Raw genomic sequence first — 21,688 nt, forward strand, 5'->3', positions numbered from 1 at the left:
CGCTGGGGAGCCGTACGGCCCTCAGCGGTTCTTGCCCGATCGGTGGCGCAGCCAGAGCGCCGGCGCGAACCAGCAGACGGCGAACCACACCAGAGCTCCGGCGGACAGCCACAAGGCAGTGCCGTCGGACACGACCACGCGCAGGATCAGCAGGAGCGCCGAGGCCACCGTGCACAGCAGCAGCACGAGCCCGGCCTTGGTGAAACGCGATGCCCAGTCCACCGTTTCGGGCTTCAGCCGGTGCCCGGTGACGATCCGGTGCAGTGAGACGGGGGCGATCAGCGCCCCGGTCGCCGCCGCGCCCAGGAGGATGGTCATGACGTAGATGTTGTGATCCCCACGGCCCAGGGCCTTGAAGTGCGGTGTGAACGCGACGGTGAGCAGGAACGCGAACAGGATCTGCACACCCGTCTGGGTAACCCTCACCTCCTGCAGCAGTTCGTTCCACTTGCGGTCGGCCCGCTCCTCTCTCGTCTCGACGCGGCCGGTCGCTGGTTCATGGTGGTCATGCACGGTGGGCCTCCTTCGTGTTCGCTCACACGTTCCCCGACGTGCCGTGTCATGAACCTCCCTGGTCCGCGGATGCCGCGGTGGGGATTAGGAACGAGCAGCAGGGTACTCAGTGGCCGAAAGCCTTTGACCAGGGGAGGAGACCCGTTGAGCGTGAAGAATGTTTTTGTGATCGGCCTGGACGAGGCCAACCTGCCTACGTTGCGGGATGTTCCCGGGGCGTCGGAGTACCGCTTCCACCCCTTGCTCACCATTGAGGAGCTGCAGGTCGGTGAGGTATCGGTGGCCGATCTCCGCGCGAAGGCGGAGAAGGTGCTCGACGCCTTCGACGGCAGCATCGACGCGATCGTCGGCTACTGGGACTTCCCGGTGAGCACGCTGGTGCCACTCCTCAGCGAGCGCTACGGCACGCACAGCACGAGTCTGGAATCGGTCGTCAAGTGTGAACACAAGTACTGGAGTCGGCTGGAGCAGCAGAAGGTCATCGACGAACACCCCCGCTTCGGCCGGGTCGACCTCACGGCGGACGATCCGCGCCCGCCCGAGGGCGTCCGCTTCCCGATGTGGCTCAAGCCCGCCCTCTCGTACTCCTCGGAGCTGGCCTTCGGCGTCAAGGACATGGAGGAGTTCCGGACGGCGGTCGCCGAGATCCGTGAGGGCATCAGCCGCGTCGGCCGGCCCTTCGAGTACATCCTGGACATGCTCGAACTCCCGCCGGAGATGGACGGCGTGGGTGGCGAGGTGTGTCTGGCGGAGGAAGCGCTGTCGGGGCTCCAGGTCGCGGTGGAGGGTTACGTCCACCAGGGTGAGGTCACCGTCTACGGCGCGCTGGACTCCATCAACTACCCCGACAGCTCGTCCTTCCTGCGCCACCAGTACCCCTCCGCCCTGCCGGAGCCGGTGGTGCGGCGGTTGCGCGACGTCTCCGAGCGGGTCATGCGGCAGATCGGCATGAACGACGCGACGTTCAGCATCGAGTACTTCTACGACCCGCGGACCGACGAGATCAATCTGCTGGAGATCAACCCCCGGCACTCCCAGTCGCACGCCGAGCTGTTCGAGTACGTCGACGGGGTGCCCAATCACCACTGCATGCTCAGCCTCGCCCTCGGTGACGATCCGCGCCTGCCGGACCGCGAGGGCCCCTCCAAGATGGCCGCCAAGTGGTACTACCGGTGGTTCGCCGACGGTGTGGTGCACAACGTGCCCACCCAGGAGGCCATCGAGCGCATCGAGCGGGAGATCCCGGAGGTGCGGATCGATGTGGTGCCCGAGGAGGGGCAGCGGCTGTCGGACATGGAGCAGCAGGACAGCTACAGCTTCGAACTGGCGCACATCTTCACCGGTGGGGACAGCGAGAACGAGCTGCGTGAGAAGTACGACCGGTGTGTGGCGGCCCTGAACCTCACATTCGACGAGACCGCACCGGGCGGCCGGGACGAGAAGAACACCTGAGCACGGACGGACCCGGGCCCGGCCGGTGTGAGGACCGCGGGCCCGGGGCACTCGTGCAGCTGTGCCGCGGCGAAAGGAGCATCCGGCCGCATGCGATTCCTGAGCAACCTGCCCTGCGAGACGAAGGAAGAAGAACACGTCACCATCCCGATGTCCGACGGCATCCGGCTGTCGGCGCGCATCTGGCGCCCCACCTCCTCGGACGGGGAGCCGGTGCCGGCGGTGCTGGAGTACATCCCGTACCGCAAGCGCGATCTGACCTCCGTGCGCGACTCCCTCCACCATCCGTACATCGCCGGCCACGGGTACGCCTGTGTGCGCGTCGATCTGCGGGGCACCGGAGACTCGGAGGGCGTGCTGCGGGACGAGTATCTGGAGCAGGAGCAGTCCGACGCCGAGGAGATCCTGGCCTGGCTGGCCGGCCAGCCCTGGTGCGATGGCACCACCGGCATGATGGGGATCTCCTGGGGCGCCTTCGCCGCGCTCCAGGTCGCCGCCCGGCAGCCACCGAGCCTGCGCGCCATCGTCATCGCGTCCTTCACCGACGACCGGTACGCCGATGACATGCACTACATGGGTGGCGCCCTGCTGTCGGACAACCTGGCCGAGGCGGGCACCATGTTCGCCTACGCCACCTGCCCGCCCGACCCGGCCGTGGTCGGCGAGCGATGGCGCGAGATGTGGCACGAACGGCTGGAGAACACCCGCCCCTGGGTGCTGGAATGGCTGCGCCACCAGCGCCGCGACGACTACTGGCGCCACGCCTCGGTGTGCGAGGACTACCAGGCCGTACGGTGCCCGGTGCTCGCGTCCAGCGGCTGGGCGGACGGCTACTCCAACGCCGTCACCCGGCTGCTGAGCCATCTGGACGTACCGCGCAAGGGGCTGATCGGCCCGTGGTCGCACAAGTTCCCGCACCTGGGCGAGCCCGGCCCCGCCATCGGCTATCTGCAGGAGGTCGTGCGCTGGTGGGACCACTGGCTCAAGGGCGTCGACAACGGGGTCATGGACGGCCCCATGCTGCGGGCGTGGATGCAGGACAGCGTGCCGCCCTCCACCTCGTACGAGGAGCGGCCGGGCCGCTGGGTCGGCGAGCCCGACTGGCCCTCGCCGCACATCACACCGATCCCGCACCCCCTCACCCGGCACCGCATCGGCACCCCCGGTGAGCCGCCGCCCGGGGAGGCCGGGCGGGGCGAGGGGCTGACCGTGCAATCGCCGCTGTCCGTGGGCCAGTTCGCCGGCAAGTGGGCCTCCTACAACGCGCCGCCGGACCTGCCGTACGACCAGCGCGAGGAGGACGGCGGGTCGATGGTGTTCGACACCGACGTGCTCACCGAGCGGGTGGAAATCCTCGGTTCCCCCTCCGTCGAGCTGGAACTGTCGGTCAGCGAACCGGTCGCCATGGTCGCCGCCCGGCTGTCCGATGTGGCCCCCGACGGGCGCGCCACCCGGGTTACCTACGGTCTGCTGAACCTCACCCACCGCGATGGCACCGACGCCCCCGAACCGCTGGAGCCCGGCCGGCGCTACCGCGCCACCGTGCGGCTCAACGGCGTGGCCCAGGCGTTTCCGCCCGGCCACCGCATCCGGCTGTCGCTGTCCACGTCGTACTGGCCCCTCGCCTGGGCCCCGCCCAAGCCGGCCATGCTGACCGTGTACGAGGGCTCCAGCGCACTCACTCTGCCGCTGCGCGGCAACCATGAGGCCGACGAGGCGCCGGAGCGCCCCTTCGCGGAACCCGAGGGCACACCTCCGGTCGCCACCACCCAGCTGACGCCCCGAGAACAGCGCTGGGACGTCAGGCGCGACCTGGTCGGCTACCGCTCCGAGCTGGAGATCGTCAAGGACGCCGGGACGGTGCGCTACGAGGACATCGGCCTCGATGTCGGCCGCCGCGCCTACGAGCGCTACAGCTCGGTCGCGGACGACTTCACCTCGGTCAGCGGCGAGTCGACCTGGACCATGCGGTTCCGGCGCGACGACTGGGACGTACGGGTGGTGACGCACACGGTGCTGCGGTCCAGCGAGACGGAGTTCTTCGTCGACGCCACGCTGGACGGTTTCGAGAACGAGCGGCGGGTGTTCTCGCGCAGCTGGAACGAGACGCTGCCCCGCGACCTCCTGTAGGGCCCGAAGGCCTCGGTTGACACGCCCGGGCGGAGTGGGAGGGTGAAAACAGGAGCGATGGTGCGGCAGGCAGCTGAGCCGTCACCTCATTCTGGGCCGTCTGCGTGGCGCGATGTGGCTTCGACGCCCGGACCTGGGGCAACCTCCGCGCGCCACCTTCCGGCCCGCATTGTGCGGAACACCTGATCCACGTTGCACACCGATACGCGATGCAGAAAGGCGGAGAAAAATCATGCGTGATGACCTGCGCGACCGGAAGGTCGCGATCCTGGCAGTCGACGGCGTGGAGCGGGTGGAGCTCGAGCAGCCCCGTGGTGCCCTCTACGGCGCCGGAGCCAAGAGCGACATCATCTCCATCCACCCCGGTGAGATCCAGGCCCGGCAGTTCGACCTCAACCCCGCGGGGAGCTTCCCCGTCGACCGGGTGGTGGCCGACGCCTCCGTGGACGATTACGACGCTCTGCTGCTGCCGGGCGGCACGATGAACCCGGACCAACTGCGCATGAACAAGGACGCGGTGGGGTTCGTCAAGGACTTCGTGGCGAGTGGCAAGCCGATCGGCGTGATCTGCCACGGCCCGTGGACACTCGTGGAAGCCGACGCCGTCCGCGGCCGCCGCATGACCTCCTGGCCGAGCGTCCGGACCGATCTGCGCAACGCCGGAGCCGAGGTCGTCGACGAGGAAGTGGTGATCGACGGCCAGTTCACCTCCAGCCGTTCGCCCGCGGACCTGCCGGCCTTCTGCGCGGCCATCCTCGACCAGTTCGCCCAGGCTCCCCACACGGTGGCCGGATAGCCGGCGGCCCCCACACGGTGGCCGGATAGCCGGCGCGTGGCGCCGCCGGGAAGACGATGAACTCCCCCTCGGGCTGACCCGCCCGAGGGGGAGTCATGTGGAGTCATGGCGTCATGTGCGCAAGCAGCGCCATCACGGCGTTCCGGGAGCCCCGAATGGCGGGCTCCCGCCGTGCTGTGAGGAAGGCCACTGATCGTTGTGGCCTTCTTACTGGGAGCGATCTGTGACCATGGCACATTGCTGACCCATGGCGAGACGCCGGTCGTCAGCGGAGCCCTCGCAGAGGGGCTCTTTTTCTGCCCTCTACTGTTTCCGCCCTGTACCTGCACCCGGCGTGGCTTTCGGATGACTTCCTCTCTCTTGTCCTGGATACCCACGCCCCGCTCGCCCGAGCGGGGCGAGCGTTCCCCCTGGCGCTGTCTTCGCCACCGCGGCATGCGGTGGTGGTCGGCGGCGAACCTGGTGTCCAACATCGGGACGTGGATGCAGCTGACCGTGCAGAACTTGCTGGTGCTGCACATCACGGGCTCCGCTGCTGCCACCGGGCTGTCACTGTCCGTACAGGCCGCCCCCGGGTTGCTCCTCGGTGTGCTCGGAGGAGCGGCTGTGGACGCCTGGCCACGCAAGGTCACCGCGGTCGTCAGTCAGGCGGCGCTCGGCCTCGTCGCGTTCACCACGGCCGCCTTGGTGGCGTTCGACCTGCTCAACATGGTCTCGCTCATGGCCCTCGCCGCGGTGACCGGTCTGATCGCCACCGTGGACGCGCCGGCCTGCTCACTGCTCGGCAACGATCTGGTGCCCACCAAGGACGTACCGTCGGCGATCGCCCTGGGCTCCGTCGTGCACAGCGCCGGACGGCTCATCGGCGTGGCGCTGGCCGGTGTCGCGGTGGCGACGCTCGGCACCGCGTCCGCCTACGCGGCCAATGGGCTCTCGTTCCTCTTCGTGGCAGCGGTCATCCCCTTCCTCAAGCCCGTCGCTCGGGACGGTCTCGTGCTCCGGTCGGGCGCGGCGCCCCGCGCACCCGACCCGCAGGAGCGGCGGCCCGATATGGGTGCCCGGGAGGGGCTGGCCTACTTCCTGCGTCGGCCGCGCCTTGTCGGCCTCATGGTGATCACGGCGGTGAGCGCCGTCTTCGGGCGGAATTACCAGCTGACCCTGGCGGTGCTCGTCACCGGCCCGCTGGCCGGGAGCTCGGAGCAGTTCGGGACCGTGGCCACCGTGCTGGCCGTGGGCGGCATCGCGGGCGCCGTACTGGCGGGGCGCATGCAGCGGCCCTCCGTGCGGTGGGTCGGCGCGCTCGCCGCCACCGGGGCGCTGCTGCAGGTCGCGGCGGGGTTCTCGGCCGGCCTGATCATGCTGCTGGTGCTGGTGGCTCCCATGGCGATCGTGGAGTCGGTCTCCGACACGGTCGGCACCACGGTGCTCCAGACCGACCCGCCGCCCGGTATGCGCGGGCGTGTCCTGGGGGTCTGGTCCACCGCTCAGACGGCCTGGGGGCTGGCGGGCCCGCCGCTGCTGGGGCTGCTCATGGAGTGGGCGGGGGTGCGTGGCGCCCTGGTCGCCGGTGGGCTCATCATCGCCGGTGTGATCGGCGTGGGATGGCTGCTCCATGGGCGCCGGGCCGGGTCCCGTCCGGTGACGGTGGAGTCGGTCGCGCCGGCGCAACCGGCCGCTGCGGGCATCCCCGCCCAGCGGGCGCCCGTGGGGGAGCCGGCCACCGCCTGACCGGATGCCGTATAGCCGGACAAGCGTCGGTAAGTAGCGTGATGTCCTGATTGTTCCTTGAGTGCGCGGGTAACCGGAGAGGGCCCATCGCGCGAAGGGAAGGAACGGCCATGGTGCGATCCGACTCCAACGTCCCCGTCCGCTCCTGGTCGCACGCCGTGGTCACCGGCGGAGCCGGCTTCGTCGGTTCGCACCTGTGCACGGCCCTGCTCGATCAGGGCGCCGCCGTGACGTGCGTGGACGACTTCTGCACCGGCAGGCTCGAGAACGTCGCCGACCTCGCGGACCGCCCCGGCTTCACCCTGCTGCGCGCCGATGTCACCGAGCCGTTCGATGTGGCGCGCCCGGCCGATCTCGTCCTGCATTTCGCGTCCCCGGCCTCGCCGGCCGACTATCTGCGGCTGCCGCTGCACACCCTGGAGACGGGCAGCCTGGGCACCCGCAACGCCCTGGCCCTGGCCCGCCGCCACGGGGCCCGCTTCATTCTGGCCTCCACCTCGGAGGCGTACGGCGACCCGCAGCAGCACCCGCAGTCCGAGCGGTACTGGGGCAATGTGAACCCGGTGGGCCCCCGCAGCGTCTACGACGAGGCCAAGCGCTTCGGCGAGGCCCTGACCACCGCCGAGGCCGGGGTGAACGGCACGGACACCGGGATCGTCCGGCTGTTCAACACCTATGGCCCGCGGATGCGCGGTCACGACGGCCGGGCCGTACCCACCTTCATCCGCCAGGCGCTGGCGGGGGAGCCGCTCACGGTCACGGGCGACGGCAGGCAGACGCGGTCGCTCGCCTATATCGAGGACACCGTGCGCGGCGTCCTCGCCATGGCGAGGTCCGAGTTGCTCGGACCGGTCAACATCGGCAACGCGGCCGAGATCACCATGCTGGATCTCGCCCACAAGATCATCCACTTGAGCGGATCGCGCTCCACCGTGGAGTTCGTCGAGCGGCCCACCGATGATCCGGCCGTCCGCTGCCCGGACATCACGCTGGCGCGCGGCAAGCTCCAGTGGGCGCCGGTCGTCCCCGCCGACGAGGGGCTGGCCCGCACCATCGACTGGTACCGCGAGCAGGCCGCCGCCTGAGTCACCGCCCGTCCTCGCCGCGGCCCCGGGCCGCCGAAAGGCCAGCCCATGCGCATTCTCGGCATCAACGCCCTGTTCCACGACCCGGCTGCCGCGCTGGTGGTCGACGGGCGCACCGTGGCCGCCGCGGAGGAGGAGCGGTTCTCGCGGCGCAAGCACGGCAAACGGCCCGTGCCCTTCTCCGCCTGGGAGCTACCCGGTAGGGCGGCGACCTGGTGTCTGGAGCAGGCGGGCCTGCGGCCCCAGGACCTCGACGCCGTCGCCTACTCCTTCGACCCCGCCCTGGCCCACCCGGCCGACAGCATGGGCCTGAACGACCCCTGGGACCATCTGCGGCTCACCTATGCCCGTCAGGCCCCCGGATTCCTGCGCACCGCCCTGCCCGGGCTCGATCCGGACGCCGTGCGGTTCGTCCCCCACCACCTCGCGCACGCCGCCTCCAGCGCGCTCGCCGCGCCCGGCGCCGAGACCAGCTCCGTCCTGGTCCTCGACGGCCGGGGCGAGGCCACCTCGCATCTGGCAGCCCGCCGCGTCGGCGGCCGGCTGGAGCCGCTCCACGGCCAGGAGCTGCCCCACTCCCTCGGTCTCGTCTACGAGGAGCTCACCGAGCACCTGGGCTTTCTGCGCTCCTCCGATGAGTACAAGGTGATGGCCCTGGCCTCATACGGCGCCCCGCGGATGCTGAGCGAGCTGCGGCGGTACGTCTACGCCACCGGCGACGGCGGCTTCCATGCCGCCGGGGTGCCCTGGGCCGAGCTGTGCCCCCCGCTGCGACCCGGCGAGGCGTGGGCGCAGGTGCACGCGGACATGGCGGCAAGCGCCCAGGCGTGCCTGGAGGAGACGCTGCTCGAGCTGGTCCGCTGGCTGCACGGGCGCACCGGGGACAGCGTGCTTACCCTGGCCGGGGGGGTGGCCCTGAACTGCGTCGCCAACTCCCGTATCGCCCGCGAGGGCCCGTTCGCCCGGGTCTGGGTCCAGCCCGCCGCCGGGGACGCGGGCACCGCGCTCGGCGGTGCGCTCTACCTCGCCGCGGAGGCCGGCGACCGGCCCGCGCCGATGGCCGGTGCCGACCTCGGGCGCCGCTGGTCGGAGGCCGAGCTGGAGGCGTGGCTGAAGACGGCCGCCGTGCCGTTCGAGCGCCCGGCCGACGTCGCCGAGACGGTGGCCGAGGCCCTGGCGGACGATGCGATCGTGGCGTGGTTCCAGGGGCGCTCCGAGTACGGGCCGCGGGCGCTGGGCCATCGCTCGCTGCTCGCCCACCCCGGCCGGTCGGGGAATCTGGAGCGGCTCAACGACGTCAAGGGGCGGGAGCAGTTCCGGCCGGTCGCGCCGATGGTGCTCGCCGACCGCGCGGCAGAGATCTTCGAGGGCCCGCTGCCCAGCCCGTACATGCTGTTCGTCCACGATGTCCGGCCGGAGTGGCGGGAGCGCATCCCGGCGGTCGTGCACGTGGACGGCACGGCCCGGATCCAGACCGTCGACCCGGGTGCTGAGCCGCTGGTGGCCCGCATGCTGGGGGCGTTCGAGCGGCTCACCGGCCTGCCCGTGGTGGTCAACACCAGCCTCAACACCTCGGGCCGGCCCATGGTCGACGATCCGCGCGACGCGCTGGAGTGCTTCGGCTCGGCTCCCGTCGACCTGCTGGCCATCGGGCCGTTCGTGATCCGGCGCGGCGCCTTCTTCGCCGGCGGCCTGCCGGACACGGCCACGGCCACGGCCCCGGAGGCGTAGCGCCCACGGAGGAGGAGCCAGGTATGAAGGACGCTCAGCAGCCGGTCCCCGCACCCGAGTACGCCGTCGTCATCCCCACCGTGCTCCGCTCCAGCCTCTCCGTGTGCCTGCGGGCGCTCGCCGACGCACAGGGGCCACGCCCCCGCAGGATCGTGCTCGTCGTCGACTGTCCGCTCGACGACTGCGCCGGGCTGCCCCTGGTGGTCCCCGAGGAGCTCCGCGACGTGGTGGACACCGTCTCCGGGCCCGCCGCGGGCCCCGCCGCCGCACGCAACACCGGGTGGCGGTCGGTGCGCGAGAAGTGGATCGTCTTCCTGGACGACGATGTCGTACCCGGTCCCACCTGGGCGGCCGACCTCGCCGCGGACCTCGCGGCGGCGGGCGCCGGCACGGCCGGTGTCCAGGGGCGGATCACCGTCCCGCTGCCGCCGGACCGCAGGCCCACCGACTGGGAGCGCACGACCGCCGGGCTCGCCACCGCCCGCTGGATCACGGCCGACATGGCGTACCGGAGGGCCGCGCTCGAGGCCGTCGGCGGCTTCGACGAGCGCTTTCCGCGCGCCTTCCGTGAGGATGCCGACCTGGCCCTGCGGATCATGGCCGCGGGCTGGACGCTGACCCCGGGCGCACGGCGTACGGCCCACCCCGTGCGGTCGGCCGACCGCTGGGTATCGGTGCGCACCCAGGCGGGGAACGCCGACGACGTGCTGATGACCAGGGTGCACGGACGCGACTGGTGGGCCAGGGCGGGCGCCCCGCGCGGCCGGCTGCCCCGGCATGTGGTGGTCGCCGTGGCAGGCGCCGCCGCGCTCGTCGGCGCCGCCATGGGCCGGCGCCGGGTGGCGGCGGGCGGCGCGGCGTTGTGGCTGGCGGGCACGGCCGAGTTCGCCCGCGTCCGGATACGTCCGGGCCCCGCGACGCCCGGCGAGATCGCCACGATGGTGGTCACCAGCGCCCTCATCCCGCCCGTGGCCACGGCTCACTGGCTGGCCGGGTTGGTGCGCCACCGGATGGTGGCCGCCGTGGACGGGACCACGCCCGGTATTGGCGAGATCACACCTATGTAGCGTTTTGTCGCGTTTAGTATGCGGTCTGCGGGAGACTCGGGGCGGGTGTCCATCACAGCAGTCCGTTGGGCCCCACCGGTCACCGGAGGGGAGCCGTGGCTGTCCACCCCGGGTGTGCGGCGCGGCCCCTGCGGCGGCCCGGCTGTGCCTCTCGGCCCTCCCGGCCTGCCCGGTCTGCCCGGTCTGCCCGAGGCGGTGCTCTTCGACCGGGACGGCACGCTCATCCACGACGTCCCGTACAACGGCGACCCGGACCGCGTGCGGCTCATGCCGGGCGCGCGGGCCGCGGTCGACGCCGTACGGGCCCGGGGCCTGCCCGTCGGCCTGGTCACCAACCAGTCGGGCATCGCCCGCGGCCTCCTCACCCGAGGCGCGGTCCAGGCCGTGCACAAGCGCCTCGAGGAACTGCTCGGGCCCTTCGACGTACGGGCCGTGTGCCCTCACGGCCCCGCCGACGGCTGCCTTTGCCGCAAGCCGGCCCCGGGGCTGATCCGCACCGTCTGCGCCGCGCTGGGCGTCGATCCGCGCCGGACCGCGGTGCTCGGCGACATCGGTGCGGACCTGGCGGCGGCGCGCGCCGCCGGAGCGCGCGGGGTGCTCGTCCCCACCCCGGTGACCCACCCAGGGGAGATCGCCGCCGCCGAACGGACCGCGCCGGACCTGCTGACCGCGGTACGCGGCGTGCTGTGCGCATCCGCCGGCCCCGGAGGTGACCATTGACCAGCAGCCACCTCACCGGGCCCCGCACCCTGGTCGTCCGCCTCGACAGCGCCGGAGACGTGCTGCTCGCGGGGCCCGCCGTACGCGCCGTCGCCGCCGGCTCCGCGCACACCGCGATGCTGTGCGGCCCGCTCGGCGAGCCGGCCGCCCGGCTGCTGCCCGGCGTCGACGAGGTACTGGTCCACAACGCCCCCTGGGTGGGCTTCTCGGCACCGCCCGTACGGCGCGAGACCACCGACGCCCTGGTGGACTCCCTCGCCGCCCGCCGCTTCGACCGCGCCCTGATCCTCTCCTCGTACCACCAGAGCCCGCTGCCGGCGGCCCTGCTGCTCAAGCTCGCCGGAATCCCCTGGACCGCCGCGGACAGCGAGCACTACCCCGGCACCCTGCTCGATCTGCGGCACCGGCGGGCGCCGCACCACCACGAGGCGCGGGCGGCGCTCGACCTCGCCGAGGCGGCCGGATTCGCCCTCCCGCCCGGCGACGAGGGAGCCCTGCGCCTGACCGTGCTGCCCGACACGGCCCCGCTCACCGGGGACGACCCCTATGTGGTCGTCCACCCCGGCGCCGCCGTACCGGCTCGCGCCTGGAGCCCCGAGCGGGCAGCCCGGGCGGTCGCCGCCCTGGACGAGGCGGGTCACCGGGTGGTGGTCACCGGCAGCCCGGCCGAAAAGGAGCTGACGGCCGATGTCGCCGACGGCATCGCCCTCGACCTCGGCGGCCGCACCGGCTTCCCCGAGCTCGCCGGGGTCCTCGCCGGTGCCGGCGTCGTGGTCACCGGCAACACCGGGCCCTCCCATCTGTCCGCCGCCGTCGGCACCCCCGTCGTCTGTCTCTTCGCGCCCGTCGTGCCCGCCGAGCGGTGGGCCCCCTACCGCGTCCCGCACCGTCTCCTCGGCCGCCAGGAGGCGCCGTGCGCGGCCAGCCGCGCCCGGGTCTGCCCCGTACCGGGCCACCCCTGTCTCGACTCCGTGACCGACACCGACGTGCTCGCCGCGGTGGACGCGCTGCTGGCATGCCGAGCCCGCGACGACCGTCCGGAGGCGACCGCATGAACATTCTTCTCTGGCATGTGCACGGCTCCTGGACCACGGCCTTCGTCCAGGGCCCGCACCGCTACCTGGTGCCTGTCCTCCCCGGCCGGGGCCCCGACGGGCGCGGCCGGGCCCGCACCTTTTCCTGGCCCGACTCCGTCACCGAGATCACCCCCGAGCGACTGCGGGACGCCCCCGTCGATCTCGTCGTCCTCCAGCGGCCGCACGAGGCCCGGCTCGCCGAGCGCTGGCTCGGCGGCCGGCGCCCCGGGCGCGAGGTGCCCGCCGTCTATCTGGAGCACAACGCCCCGGACGGAGACGTTCCGCGCACCCGCCACCCGTGCGCAGGCCGGGACGACCTCACGCTGGTCCACGTCACCCACTTCAACCGGCTCTTCTGGGACAACGGCGCAGTCCCCGCCACCGTCATCGAGCACGGCATCGTCGACCCCGGACATCTGTACACCGGCGAGCTCGCCCGCGCCGCGCTCGTCGTCAACGAACCGGTACGGCGCGGCCGTTACACCGGCACGGACCTGCTTCCCGCGCTCAGCGAGGCCGCGCCCCTCGACGTCTTCGGCATGGGCACTGAAGGGCTCGCCGACCAGCTCGGCCTGCCCGCTGGACGCTGCCGCGCCCAGGAACTGCCCCAGGCCGGCCTGCACCAGGCCATGGCGCGCCGCCGCCTTTATCTGCACCCCGTCCGCTGGACCTCGCTGGGGCTCTCCCTCCTGGAGGCCATGCACCTGGGCATGCCCGTCGTCGCCCTGGCCACTACGGAGGCCGTCGAGGCGGTGCCCGCCGGCGCCGGTGTGCTCTCCACCCGGCCAGAGGTCCTCGCCCGCGCGGCACATGTATATCTGCACGACCCGGCCGCGGCCGCCGAGGACGGGGCGCGGGCCCGCCGGGTGGCGCTTGACCGGTACGGACTCAAGCGCTTCCTCGACGACTGGGAGCGGCTGATGGAGGAGGTGACCCGATGATCCCCCGTCACGACCCGCCCGCACCACTGGTCATCGCGCTCGTCTCCGAGCACGCCAGCCCCCTGGCCGTGCTCGGTGGCGTGGACGCCGGCGGCCAGAACGTCCATGTCGCCCGGCTCGCCGGTGCGCTTGCCGACCGCGGTCACCACGTCCGCGTCTACACCCGCCGCGACGCGCCCGACCTGCCGGCCGGCACACGGCTGCGCGCGGGCGTCGAGGTGCGGCATGTCCCCGCGGGGCCGGACCGGGCACTGCCCAAGGACGAACTCCTGCCGTACATGGCGCAGTTCGGCGCGTATCTGGAGCGCGAATGGCAGCACACGCCGCCCGACCTGGTCCACTCCCACTTCTGGATGTCCGGAGTCGCATCCCTGCGGGCGGCCCGCGCGCTCGCACTGCCGCTCGCGCACACGTATCACGCGCTCGGCACCGTCAAACGGCGCCACCAAAAGGACGCCGACAGCAGCCCCCCGGAGCGGATCGGCTGGGAGACGGCGGTCGGTGCGGGCTGCGACCGCATCATCGCCACCTGCCGCGACGAGGTTGAGGAACTGGCCGCCATGGGCCTTGGCCACCACCGGACAACGGTCGTGCCCTGCGGCGTCGACCCCCAGCAGTGCACCCCGCGCGGGCCGGTCGCGCCCCGCTCGACCCGCCGGCCCCTGCTGGTCCAGCTGGGACGGCTGGTACGGCGCAAGGGAGCCGGAGTGTCCATCGCCGCCCTCGCCCTGCTGCCCGACGCCGAACTCGTCATCGCCGGAGGCCCCCCGGCCGGCCGCCTGGGCCAGGACCCGGAGGCCAGACGGCTGCGCGCGCTCGCCCACCATCTGGGGGTCGCCGACCGGGTCCGCTTCACCGGCGGTCTGCCGCCCGAGCGGGTGCCGAGCCTGTTCCGCGCCGCCGACATCGTCCTGTGCCCGGCCGACTACGAACCCTTCGGGATCGTCCCCCTGGAGGCCATGAGCTGCGGAACACCCGTGGTGGCCACCGCCGTCGGCGGCCACCGCGACACCGTGGCCGACCCCGGCACCGGCCGACTCGTCCCACCGCGCGACCCGGCCGCCCTGGCCGAGGCCGCCGCCGGGCTCCTCGCCCGCCCCGAGCTGCGTGCGGCCTGCGGCGCCGCGGGCCGTCGGCGCGTCCTCACCCGCTACAGCTGGGACCGGGTCGCCGCGGCCACCGAGGACGTCTACCGCGACGTCCTGGCCCGTCACCCGGCGGCCGTCCCGGGAGCGGCATGAACGCCCCGTCGGCCGACTCGTCCCGTGACCCCCGCCCGCGGGAGGGAGGTACGGGCCCACGCCCCCGTCCGCCCGGGGACCGGCAGGCCCGAACAGTTATGACCGACACACTCCGCACCGCCCACGCTCACTGCCAGGCGCTCCAGGACGCTCTGGCCCGCTTCCGCGAACACGGCCTGGAGCAGGTCGCCGAGTGGGGCCGGCACCTGGCCGCCACCCTCCCCGTCGGCGGCCGGCTGCTCGCCGCGGGCAACGGCGGCAGCGCCGCCCAGGCCCAGCACCTCACCGCCGAACTCGTCGGGCGCTACCACCGCGAGCGGCCCGCGTACTCGGCCATCGCCCTGCACGCCGACACCTCCAGCACCACCGCCATCGGCAACGACTACGGCTTCGAGGAGCTGTACGCCCGTCAGGTCGCCGCCCACGGCAGGCCCGGCGATGTGCTGATCCTCATGTCCACCTCCGGCCGCAGCCCCAACCTGCTGGCCGCCGCCGACACCGGCCGGGCCGCCGGACTGCGGGTATGGGCCATGACCGGCCCGCGCCCCAATCCGCTCGCCCTGCGCGCCGACGAGGCCCTGTGCATCAGCTCCGGCTCGACCGCGACCATTCAGGAATCGCACCTGGTCGCCCTCCATCTGCTCTGCGAGAGCTTCGACGCGGCGGCGGACGCCGCCGAGCCCCTGATCACCGGCCGGACGGTCGCTCCGGCCCCGGGCCCGTACCCGTCCCCTGACCGGAGGTAGCCATGACCGCCGCCCAGCGACCGCTTCTCGTCGTCGGTGACGCCTTGCTCGACCAGGACATCAACGGCGAGGCCACCCGCCTGGCGCCCGACGCCCCGGCGCCGGTCGTCGATGTGCTCAGCGACCGGAGCAGGCCCGGCGGAGCCGGGCTCGCCGCCTACCTGGCCGCGCGCGAGGGACGCGAGGTCGTCCTCGTCACCGCGCTGGGCCATGACGCCGTCGGCCAGGCCGTACGGGACGCCCTGGCGCCGCATGTCACGCTCGTGGAACTGCCGCTGGACGGCACCCTTCCGGTCAAGACCCGGGTCCGCGCCGCGGGCCGGCCGCTCGTCCGCGTCGACCGCGGCGGCGGCACCCCCGGCCACGCGGGGCCGGCCGTGGTCGCCGCGCTCCGTGAAGCCCGCGCCGTCCTGGTCGCCGACTACGGCCGCGGCATCGCGGCCGTCCTGCGCCCGTACCTCGGCGAGGCCGCGCGCCATGTGCCCGTCGTCTGGGACCCGCACCCGCGCGGCCCCGAGCCCGTCCCCGGCATACGGCTCGCCACGCCCAACGCCGCCGAGGCCCGGCACCGCGTCGACGTACCGGCCGGCCCGTACCTCGACGCGGGCGAGGCCGACTCCCTGCAGGCCCACGGCAGCCGCGGCGCCCGGCTCGCCGAGCGCTGGCGGGCCGCCGCCGTCGCCGTAACCCTCGGCGAGCGCGGCGCCATCCTCACCCTCCCGCACAGCGACAACCCCATGTACGTGCCCGCGTCCAGGCGGGCCACCGGCGACCCCTGCGGCGCCGGGGACTGCTTCGCCGCGACCGCGGCCGGCGCGCTGGCCGACGGCGGGCTCCTGGAGGAGGCGGTCCAGCTGGCCGTCGTCCGGTCCGCCACGTTCGTCGCGGCGGGCGGCGCCGGGAACGCGGACCTCTGGCAGACCCGCGGCGGCGCCCGGGGACAGAGCACGCGCGACCGCCGCCCCACCGACGCCTACGCCCTCGCCGACGCCGTCCGCGCCCGGGGCGGCACGGTCGTCGCCACCGGCGGATGCTTCGACCTGCTCCACGCCGGCCACGTCGGCCTGCTGCAGAACGCCCGCCGCACCGGGGACTGCCTCATCGTCTGCGTCAACTCCGACGCCTCGGTCGGCCGCCTCAAGGGCCCCGGCCGGCCGATCAACCCGGTGGCCGACCGGGTACACGTCCTGTCCGGACTGGGCTGCGTGGACGCCGTCGCCGTCTTCGACGAGGACACCCCCAAGGCGCTGCTGCGGCGGCTGCGCCCCCATGTGTGGGTCAAGGGCGGCGACTACAGTGCCGACTCCCTGCCCGAGGCCGCCGTGTTGCGCGAGTGGGACGGCCAGGCCCTCGTCCTTCCGTACCTGGACGGCCGCTCCACCACCGAACTCGCCCGCCGCGCCGCCCTCGCGCCGGTGTCCCTGCCCGGCGACGCTCCGCTGCGGGCCGACCGATGACACGACGCACGGACGCCCCTCCGCTGACGGACACCGGCCACACCGGCGACCCGCGGCTGCTGGTCCTGCGCGCCCTCGGGCTAGGCGATCTGCTCACCGCCGTCCCCGCCCTGCGGGCGCTGCGCCGGGCCTACCCCGGCCACCGGCTGATGCTGGCCGCACCCGCCCGGATGGCGGAAGCAGCCAGAGCGACGGGGGCCGTCGACCGGCTGCTTCCCACGTCCGCGCCCGGCCGGAGCGTCCCCGGGCGGATCGACTGGGCGGGGCCGCCCCCCGATGTCGCGGTGGACCTGCACGGCAACGGCCCGCCCAGCCATCTGCCGCTGCGCGCACTGCGCCCCGCCCGGCTGTTCGCCTACGCGCACCCGGGCACCCCGGACCTCCCCGGGCCCGCGTGGCGCGACGACGAGCACGAGGGGACCCGCTGGTGCCGGCTGCTGTCCTGGTACGGAATCCGGGCCGACCCCTCGGACCTGCGCGTCCCCCCGCCCGAGCGGCCCTCGCCCGCGCCCGGCGCCGTGGTGCTCCACCCCGGCGCGGACGCCGCGGCCCGCCGCTGGCCCGCGGAACGCTTCGCGGCCGTGGGCGGCGCGCTGCGCGCGGCCGGACACCGGGTCGTCGTCACGGCGGGCGCCGGGGAGGCGCGGTCGGCCCACGCCGTGGCCCGCGGCGCCGGGCTGCCCCGGTCGGCCGTGCTCGGAGGCGACGCCGATGTGCCGTTCGCCGACCTCGCCGCGCTCACCGCGGGCGCCCGCGCCGTGGTCGTCGGAGACACCGGTCCGGCCCATCTGGCGACCGCTCTGGGCACCCCCTCGGTCGTGCTGTTCGGCCCGGTGGCCCCCCGGCTGTGGGGGCCACCGCCCAGCGCGCTCCATCGCGTGCTGTGGCACCCGGACAGCGACGCGGCGCGGCCGGGGGACGCCCATGGGGACGTCCCGGACGAGCGGCTGCTGCGGATCACCGTGGCCGAGGTGCTGGAGGCGGTGAACCGGCTCCCCGACCCCCTCGGCACGCTCACCGGAGCCGACCGATGACCGTGGCCGGTGCCGCCGTCGTCACCGGCGCCGACTCCGGCATCGGCCGCGCCACGGCCGTACGGCTGGCCGCCCAGGGGATGGACGTCGGCATCACCTGGTACAACGACGGCGAGGGCGCCGAGCGGACGGCGGCCGAGGTCCGGGAGACCGGCCGCCGGGCCGTCGTCGAGCCGATGGACCTCACCGGCCTCCCGGACGCCGCCGACGCGATCGACCGGCTCGCCGACGGGCTCGGCCGCCTCGACGTACTGGTCAACAACGCCGGCGTCGGAACGGCCACCCCGTTCCTCGACGCCGACCTCGCCACCATTCAGCGGATCCTCGACGTCGACCTCATCGGCCCGTTCCTGTGCGGGCAGCGCGCCGCCCGCCGCATGATCCGCCAGGGCGGGGGCGGCAGCATCGTCAATGTCACCAGCGTCCACGAGCACCAGCCGCGCGTCGGCGCCGCACCCTACTGCGCCGCGAAAGGCGGACTCGGCCTGCTCACCCAGGTGATGGCCCTGGAACTGGCCGAGCACGGGATCAGAGTCAACGCGGTCGCCCCGGGCGAGATCGCCACACCGATGACCGGCCAGGAGGACATCGACGTCCGAACCCAGCACCGGCCGGGGGTGCCCCTGGGCCGCCCGGGCGACGCCCGGGAGGTCGCCGCCGTGATCGCCTTCCTGGCGAGCCCGGACGCCGGCTACGTCACCGGTGCCTCCTGGGCCGTCGACGGCGGCATGCTCCGCATGGGACCGATGGCCGGATCCCATCTCGACAGCGACGCCTGGCGCCGGGGCTGACCCCGGCGGGCGGGTCGGCCCAGGCGGGCGGGTCGGCCCATGCGGGCGGCGCCCCGTGCTCGGCGCGTCCACCCCGGCCCGTCAGTCTCACCTTGCCCGGCGCTCACGGCCCGGACGCGCCGTTCCCCTCCATCCGCCGGACGGCCCTCTCGACATGCGGCGGCAACGGACGGCGCTGCCGTAGCGCGGCCGGGAGACGGGCGCATACGCCGCGCAGGGCCGTACGTGCCACCGGGTCCCGGCGGGCGTCGAGGAGGAGCCCGCCGGTGTGCCGGGCCGCGAGGGGGAGCGGGCGCCGCAGCCAGTAGCCGAGGAGCTCATTGCGGCGTATGACGGCGCTGCGGCCCTCGCGCTGCGTCGCGGCCGGGTGGTGGTGGGCGACCACCTCCGGGCAGTATGCGACGCCCCAGCCGTTGGCCGCGAGGTCGTAGGCGAGCAGGGTCTCCTCGCCGCCGAAGAAGATCACCGGATGGAACCCGCCCGCCTGCAGATACGCGCTGCGGCGGACCACGGCCGCGCAGGCGAGGAAGCCGAAGACCTCCGGTCCCGGGAGGTCGTCGGCCCAGCCGGCGGTGGACGCGGCCAGCGCGGCGTTGATCGGGTCGGGGCGCTCGTCCGGACCGACCCGGACCTGGGCCGCCAGCAGGCCGAGGCGTGGATGCTCGGTCATGACCCGGCCGGCCCGGGCCAGCGCGCCGGGCCGCCACCAGGAGTCGTCGTCGCTGAAGGCGATGTACGGCACCTCCAGGGCACGTACGCCGTCGTTGCGGGCGAGCGCCCCGCGGTTGGCGGAGTGCGCCAGGACGCGCACCTGGGGGAAGCGGTCGGCGATCATGGCTCTGGTGTGGTCGGTCGAGCCGTTGTCCACGACGAGGACCGGCGGCCGCTCCGGGAGGGCCGTCACGTGCTCCAGGGTGGTGGCGAGCGAATCGGCGCGGTCGCGGGTGGCGATGACCACTCCGACGGAGGGTTCGGACGCCGTCACGTCCTCGGGAGAGTTGCTGCGCACGGCATCGGGGTACCCCGGAGGCGATGCGGACATGTGTGGCAGAGGGGTGATCGCGGTGGCCCGGGCCGGGGGCGCGGTCGTGGCGTCAGGGCAGTGGCGTGCCCCCGGTGGCGTTCAGGATCTCGGCGGTGATGTAGCTGGCCTGCTGTGACGCCAGGAACACATAGGCGGGTGCCATCTCGGCGGGCTGGGCCGGCCGATTCAGCGGGCTCTGCTGCCCGAACGTCGAGGTGTCGGGCAAGGTGGCGGGGATCAGCGGCGTCCATACGGGGCCGGGGGCCACGGCGTTCACCCGGATGCCCCGTTCCGCCAGGTTTCCCGCGAGGCCCTGGGTGAAGGTGACGATGGCGCCCTTTGAGGTGGCGTAGTCGAGCAGGTGGGCGCTGGGCTTGTATGCCTGCACCGACGTGGTGTTGATGATGCTGCCGCCTTCGGGGATGTGCGGCAGGGACATCTTGCAGAGCCAGAACATCCCGTACAGATTCGTGCGCATCACCCGGTCGAACTGCTCCGTCGAGATGGCCTCCAACCCCTCGGGCTGCGACATCTGGAAGGCGGCGTTGTTGACGAGGACGTCGATGGAACCGAAGGCATCGACGGCGCGGTCCACCAGCCGCCGGCATTCGGCCTCTTCGCGGATGTCACAGGCCACCGGCACCGCACGCCGCCCGGCCTCCTCGACCAGCCGCGCGGTTTCCTGGGCGTCTTTCTCTTCCTCGGGCAGATAGCTGAAAGCGACGTCCGCGCCTTCCCTGGCGAATGCGAGCGCCACCGCCCGGCCGATCCCGGAGTCGCCGCCGGTGATCAGGGAATGCCGGTCCCGCAACAGCCCATGGCCCCGGTAGCTGTCCTCCCCGTGGTCGGGCCGCGGCTCCATCGCGTCCGTTTCACCGGGATGGCGCTGGTCCTGTTGCGGGAACTCCGGCTGGGGATGCTGCTTCATGGGATGACGCTGTTCCTGTCCACTCACGTCACTTGCCTCCCGAAAGTCGGCGCCACAACTGTGACGCCGGGTGCCCCCGGGGCATCGGCCACAAACCGTCCGGAGGAACGAGAAAAGATCTTGTTTGGCGGTGGCCGGCGGGGGCAGGCGGGCTCATGTGCTTCGGACCGGAGGCACGCCATGGAGCATCCCGGCTCCAGTCGGCGTGTCATTCGCCGACCCTATGTGTCCGGTTTGCTCCTGAATAACACCGACCACAGCCCAAGGGAGTAAAGCGCGTGATGGCCGTACGAGCAGCTGGCTCCAAGCATTCGCACGATGACGCCCCTGACACCTCCGCCGAATTCCGCAGGATCGCAGCCCTGCCGGACGGCCCGGAGAAGGAGGCGCTGCGACAGGAAGTGGTCCGTGCCTGGATGCCGATGGCCGAGCGGCTCGCCGGGCAGTTCCGTAACCGTGGCGAGGCGCCTGAGGATCTGGAACAGGTCGCCATGCTCGGCCTGGTCAAGGCGGTCAGGCGCTATGACCCGGAGCGCGGCTCGGCGTTCGCGAGCTACGCCGTCCCGACCATCGTCGGTGAGATCAAGCGGCACTTCCGCGACCACATGTGGGGTCTGCACGTCCCGCGCCGGGTGCAGGAGCTCCGCAACCGCGTCCGCACCGTCGTGCGGGAACTGACCAATTCCGCGGACGACCGTTCGCCCAGTGTCGCAGTCATCGCGCACCACACGGGGATGAGCGAGGAAGACGTCCTCCTCGGCATGGAGGCGCTGGAGAGCTTCAGGACACTCTCCCTGGACGTCGAACTGCCGGGCGCGGACGACGGATACTCGCTGGCCGACACTCTCGGCGCGGCCGAACCGGCCTACGAGCGGGTCATACAGCGGGAATCCCTCAAGCCGCGGCTGCGGGCATTGCCCGACCGGGAGCGGGAGATCCTGTACCTGCGCTTCTTCTGCGACGAGACGCAGAGCCGGATCGCCGACCGGTTCGGCATCTCCCAGATGCATGTCTCCCGCCTGATCAGCCGCACCTGCGAGCGGCTGGGCGAGCAGGTCGGAGCCAAGGCCGCGTAAGCCACCGGATGGGCGGCGGGGGACGGTCTCCCGAATAGGCCATCCGGACCACGGCCGGACGGTGAAGTTTCGCGCGGGCCCGTGACCGCGCCGCCCAAGCCGGGAAACGCGTCTTGACCAGAACGGTTCACGGACCCAGGACTCGAGGGGAC

At 73.1% G+C, this 21,688-nt stretch carries 19 protein-coding genes; 16 read left to right on the forward strand and 3 right to left on the reverse strand.

Annotated elements, in window-relative coordinates:
* Positions 1 to 21: 21 nt before the first annotated feature.
* Positions 22 to 513 carry a DUF6328 family protein gene (locus tag ABZU99_RS09195; protein WP_355942085.1) on the reverse strand — a complete coding sequence of 164 codons (492 nt, stop codon included), beginning with the start codon at positions 511 to 513 and terminating at the stop codon, positions 22 to 24.
* A gap of 144 nt (positions 514 to 657) precedes the next feature.
* On the opposite strand from ABZU99_RS09195, the gene ABZU99_RS09200 reads away from it, so the two are divergent.
* The 15 genes from ABZU99_RS09200 to ABZU99_RS09270 all read left to right on the forward strand — a co-directional run bounded on the left by ABZU99_RS09200 (position 658) and on the right by ABZU99_RS09270 (position 18,508).
* The gene (locus ABZU99_RS09200; protein ID WP_356049498.1) at positions 658 to 1,965 is read left to right on the forward strand and encodes an ATP-grasp domain-containing protein; all 1,308 of its coding nucleotides are present in this window, start codon (positions 658 to 660) and stop codon (positions 1,963 to 1,965) included.
* Between the two features lie 90 nt (positions 1,966 to 2,055).
* Positions 2,056 to 4,095 (forward strand): CocE/NonD family hydrolase, encoded by a 2,040-nt coding sequence (locus ABZU99_RS09205; RefSeq protein WP_356049500.1) that lies wholly within the window; start codon positions 2,056 to 2,058, stop codon positions 4,093 to 4,095.
* Positions 4,096 to 4,327: 232 nt separating this feature from the next.
* The gene (locus ABZU99_RS09210; RefSeq protein ID WP_356049502.1) at positions 4,328 to 4,891 is read left to right on the forward strand and encodes a type 1 glutamine amidotransferase domain-containing protein; all 564 of its coding nucleotides are present in this window, start codon (positions 4,328 to 4,330) and stop codon (positions 4,889 to 4,891) included.
* A 345-nt stretch (positions 4,892 to 5,236) separates the two neighbouring features.
* Complete coding sequence (locus ABZU99_RS09215) at positions 5,237 to 6,619, forward strand: MFS transporter (protein WP_356049504.1); 1,383 nt, start codon at positions 5,237 to 5,239, stop codon at positions 6,617 to 6,619.
* Positions 6,620 to 6,729: 110 nt separating this feature from the next.
* Positions 6,730 to 7,704 carry an NAD-dependent epimerase/dehydratase family protein gene (locus ABZU99_RS09220; protein WP_356049506.1) on the forward strand — a complete coding sequence of 325 codons (975 nt, stop codon included), beginning with the start codon at positions 6,730 to 6,732 and terminating at the stop codon, positions 7,702 to 7,704.
* 48 nt (positions 7,705 to 7,752) lie between these two features.
* Entirely contained in the window at positions 7,753 to 9,435 is a 1,683-nt protein-coding gene (locus tag ABZU99_RS09225) for a carbamoyltransferase C-terminal domain-containing protein (RefSeq protein WP_356049508.1), read from the forward strand.
* A gap of 23 nt (positions 9,436 to 9,458) precedes the next feature.
* Positions 9,459 to 10,502 (forward strand): glycosyltransferase family 2 protein, encoded by a 1,044-nt coding sequence (locus ABZU99_RS09230; protein ID WP_356049510.1) that lies wholly within the window; start codon positions 9,459 to 9,461, stop codon positions 10,500 to 10,502.
* A 144-nt stretch (positions 10,503 to 10,646) separates the two neighbouring features.
* On the forward strand, positions 10,647 to 11,222 hold the full coding sequence (locus tag ABZU99_RS09235; RefSeq protein ID WP_356049543.1) for an HAD family hydrolase: 576 nt from the start codon (positions 10,647 to 10,649) through the stop codon (positions 11,220 to 11,222).
* Complete coding sequence (locus tag ABZU99_RS09240) at positions 11,219 to 12,277, forward strand: glycosyltransferase family 9 protein (RefSeq protein ID WP_356049512.1); 1,059 nt, start codon at positions 11,219 to 11,221, stop codon at positions 12,275 to 12,277. The genes ABZU99_RS09235 and ABZU99_RS09240 overlap by 4 nt, the downstream gene beginning before the upstream one ends.
* Positions 12,274 to 13,239 (forward strand): glycosyltransferase, encoded by a 966-nt coding sequence (locus tag ABZU99_RS09245; RefSeq protein WP_356049514.1) that lies wholly within the window; start codon positions 12,274 to 12,276, stop codon positions 13,237 to 13,239. The genes ABZU99_RS09240 and ABZU99_RS09245 overlap by 4 nt, the downstream gene beginning before the upstream one ends.
* The gene (locus tag ABZU99_RS09250; RefSeq protein WP_356049516.1) at positions 13,236 to 14,480 is read left to right on the forward strand and encodes a glycosyltransferase; all 1,245 of its coding nucleotides are present in this window, start codon (positions 13,236 to 13,238) and stop codon (positions 14,478 to 14,480) included. Before ABZU99_RS09245 ends, ABZU99_RS09250 begins: the two co-directional genes overlap by 4 nt.
* 98 nt (positions 14,481 to 14,578) lie before the next feature.
* Positions 14,579 to 15,226 carry an SIS domain-containing protein gene (locus ABZU99_RS09255; protein ID WP_355942056.1) on the forward strand — a complete coding sequence of 216 codons (648 nt, stop codon included), beginning with the start codon at positions 14,579 to 14,581 and terminating at the stop codon, positions 15,224 to 15,226.
* A 2-nt stretch (positions 15,227 to 15,228) separates the two neighbouring features.
* Positions 15,229 to 16,683 (forward strand): D-glycero-beta-D-manno-heptose 1-phosphate adenylyltransferase, encoded by a 1,455-nt coding sequence (rfaE2, locus tag ABZU99_RS09260; RefSeq protein WP_356049518.1) that lies wholly within the window; start codon positions 15,229 to 15,231, stop codon positions 16,681 to 16,683.
* The gene (locus tag ABZU99_RS09265) at positions 16,680 to 17,717 is read left to right on the forward strand and encodes a glycosyltransferase family 9 protein (protein ID WP_356049520.1); all 1,038 of its coding nucleotides are present in this window, start codon (positions 16,680 to 16,682) and stop codon (positions 17,715 to 17,717) included. Before rfaE2 ends, ABZU99_RS09265 begins: the two co-directional genes overlap by 4 nt.
* Entirely contained in the window at positions 17,714 to 18,508 is a 795-nt protein-coding gene (locus tag ABZU99_RS09270; RefSeq protein ID WP_355942047.1) for an SDR family oxidoreductase, read from the forward strand. The genes ABZU99_RS09265 and ABZU99_RS09270 overlap by 4 nt, the downstream gene beginning before the upstream one ends.
* A gap of 103 nt (positions 18,509 to 18,611) precedes the next feature.
* Here ABZU99_RS09270 and ABZU99_RS09275 read toward each other — a convergent pair whose 3' ends face one another.
* Together ABZU99_RS09275 and ABZU99_RS09280 are read right to left on the reverse strand one after the other, a co-directional pair.
* Entirely contained in the window at positions 18,612 to 19,517 is a 906-nt protein-coding gene (locus ABZU99_RS09275; protein ID WP_356049522.1) for a glycosyltransferase, read from the reverse strand.
* Between the two features lie 85 nt (positions 19,518 to 19,602).
* Positions 19,603 to 20,460 (reverse strand): SDR family oxidoreductase, encoded by an 858-nt coding sequence (locus ABZU99_RS09280; protein WP_356049524.1) that lies wholly within the window; start codon positions 20,458 to 20,460, stop codon positions 19,603 to 19,605.
* A gap of 281 nt (positions 20,461 to 20,741) precedes the next feature.
* Between ABZU99_RS09280 and ABZU99_RS09285 the strand changes: the two genes are divergently transcribed.
* Positions 20,742 to 21,536: a SigB/SigF/SigG family RNA polymerase sigma factor gene (locus ABZU99_RS09285; RefSeq protein ID WP_356049526.1), complete on the forward strand. Its 795-nt coding sequence runs from the start codon at positions 20,742 to 20,744 to the stop codon at positions 21,534 to 21,536.
* The last annotated feature ends 152 nt before the right edge of the window (positions 21,537 to 21,688 follow it).

The organism is Streptomyces sp. NPDC005266 (assembly GCF_040607655.1).
Taxonomy (GTDB): Bacteria; Actinomycetota; Actinomycetes; order Streptomycetales; family Streptomycetaceae; genus Streptomyces.

Coding starts and splice junctions, on each gene's coding strand:
- ABZU99_RS09205 (WP_356049500.1), top strand. CDS start 2,056: ATGCGATTCCTGAGCAACCTGCCCTGCGAGACGAAGGAAGAAGAACAC.
- ABZU99_RS09225 (WP_356049508.1), top strand. CDS start 7,753: ATGCGCATTCTCGGCATCAACGCCCTGTTCCACGACCCGGCTGCCGCG.
- ABZU99_RS09215 (WP_356049504.1), top strand. CDS start 5,237: ATGACTTCCTCTCTCTTGTCCTGGATACCCACGCCCCGCTCGCCCGAG.
- ABZU99_RS09265 (WP_356049520.1), top strand. CDS start 16,680: ATGACACGACGCACGGACGCCCCTCCGCTGACGGACACCGGCCACACC.
- ABZU99_RS09285 (WP_356049526.1), top strand. CDS start 20,742: ATGGCCGTACGAGCAGCTGGCTCCAAGCATTCGCACGATGACGCCCCT.
- ABZU99_RS09280 (WP_356049524.1), bottom strand. CDS start 20,460: ATGAAGCAGCATCCCCAGCCGGAGTTCCCGCAACAGGACCAGCGCCAT.
- ABZU99_RS09210 (WP_356049502.1), top strand. CDS start 4,328: ATGCGTGATGACCTGCGCGACCGGAAGGTCGCGATCCTGGCAGTCGAC.
- ABZU99_RS09245 (WP_356049514.1), top strand. CDS start 12,274: ATGAACATTCTTCTCTGGCATGTGCACGGCTCCTGGACCACGGCCTTC.
- rfaE2 (WP_356049518.1), top strand. CDS start 15,229: ATGACCGCCGCCCAGCGACCGCTTCTCGTCGTCGGTGACGCCTTGCTC.
- ABZU99_RS09255 (WP_355942056.1), top strand. CDS start 14,579: ATGACCGACACACTCCGCACCGCCCACGCTCACTGCCAGGCGCTCCAG.
- ABZU99_RS09220 (WP_356049506.1), top strand. CDS start 6,730: ATGGTGCGATCCGACTCCAACGTCCCCGTCCGCTCCTGGTCGCACGCC.
- ABZU99_RS09250 (WP_356049516.1), top strand. CDS start 13,236: ATGATCCCCCGTCACGACCCGCCCGCACCACTGGTCATCGCGCTCGTC.
- ABZU99_RS09270 (WP_355942047.1), top strand. CDS start 17,714: ATGACCGTGGCCGGTGCCGCCGTCGTCACCGGCGCCGACTCCGGCATC.
- ABZU99_RS09230 (WP_356049510.1), top strand. CDS start 9,459: ATGAAGGACGCTCAGCAGCCGGTCCCCGCACCCGAGTACGCCGTCGTC.